General features: G+C 63.7%; 1 protein-coding gene. It reads right to left on the bottom strand.

What is annotated here, in order from left to right:
* On the bottom strand, positions 1 to 1,497 hold a 1,497-nt coding region (locus EN984_RS34270; RefSeq protein WP_127384339.1), incomplete at both ends, for a TonB-dependent receptor.

Below are 1,497 nucleotides of genomic sequence, written 5' to 3'. Positions count from 1 at the left end.
AGACCATCTCGGCCTCGACGCCCTTCAGGCGGGCGTCGCCGATGTTGATTGCCGTGCGCGGCAGGACGGTGAGGTCGACGTCGATATAGTCCTCGACGTCGGTGTGGTAGACGTTGAGCTTGGCGCGCAACCGGTCGCCCGGCGTCAGCAAATCATCGTATTTGACATTGATGCCGGCTTCCCAGCTCTTCGCCGTTTCGGGCTGCAGCAGGAGATTGGGCCGATAGGTGTCGCCGCCGCCATGCGCGCCGCCGCCACGGAAGACATCCTGCAGGCCAGGCGCCCGGTAGCCTTCGGAGTAGGTGCCATAGAGCTGAAAGCCGTCAAACGGCGTGACGCCGACGGTGAGGCGCGGCGACCAGCGATCGCCGGAGATCGAGGCTTCCTGTGGCGACGGGATGCGCGTCTCGCCATCGAGTTGGTAGCCGTCATAGCGCATCGCAGCTATGGCCTGCAGCCAGTCCTCGTAATCGCCCTGCCACTGCAGGAAGCCGCCATAGCCCTGCTGTTGGCCAGCGCCGAAATGCGCCGCTTCCGAGGAGGCTTCGAGATAGTAGTAATCGAGTCCGTAGGTCAGCGTGTGGGCCAGCCCCCAGGCGTCGAAGCGCGAGGAGTTCTTCACGTTGAAGCCCGAGGTGGCGACATCATAGAAACGGAAATTGCCGATCCCTGAGGCGGGCGCGACCTGCGTCTGCTCGGCGCGGGTGCGGTTGTGATAGGCATTGGCGCTGAAGTCGATCAGCGCGTTGTCGTCGGGCTTCCAGGTATAGGCGGCGGTGTAGGTCTGGTTGGTGGTGTTGGTGTCGTAGCGGCTCAGCGTCGGCGAGGTCGAGCCGCTCGATCCGGTGATCTGGTCGTTGTAGCGCTGCAGGATGGCGCCGAGCTTCAGCTCGTGGCCATCGGCCGGCCGCAGAGTCGTCTTCAGATAACCGCTGGTCACCCGCTCACCGGTCCATGGCACGGTTTCGCCATTGCCGTCGGTATAGCTGTCGCGGTTGCGGTAGATGAGGTTGCCGATGATGTCGGCATCGTCGCTGAAACGATAGGCACCGGTAGTGCTGGTGGTGAAGCCGTCGCCATTGTCCTCATAGCCGAGCTTTTCGCTCAGCGCCCAGCGCTCGTCCTTTTTAAGGAAATCGCCGGCGTCCTTGGTCTCGAAGGAAACAACGCCGCCGATGCCGCCTGAACCATAGGCATTAGACACCGGGCCACGAATGACCGTGGCTTCCTTGATCAGGTCGGGTTCGACGTAGAACGAGCCAGAGCCGTGGCCGACGCGCCAGTAATCCTGCCGGGCGCCGTCGAGCGTTACGACGACGCGGCCATACTGCTCCAGGCCGCGAATGTTGATGGCGGTCGCCGGGTCGTCGCCATTCATCGATGCGGCGACGCCCGGCGTGGTGCGAAAGATGTCGGCGGCGGTGTCGGGCTGGATGCGGTCGAGTTCGTCCTGATCGATGGCGCTGATGGCGGCCATCGATTCGATCACCGCCGTCT

Source organism: Mesorhizobium sp. M7A.F.Ca.CA.004.12.1.1, assembly GCF_003997835.1.
In the GTDB taxonomy this organism is placed as follows: domain Bacteria; phylum Pseudomonadota; class Alphaproteobacteria; order Rhizobiales; family Rhizobiaceae; genus Mesorhizobium.
This window is presented reverse-complemented; position numbering and strand designations above follow the sequence as displayed.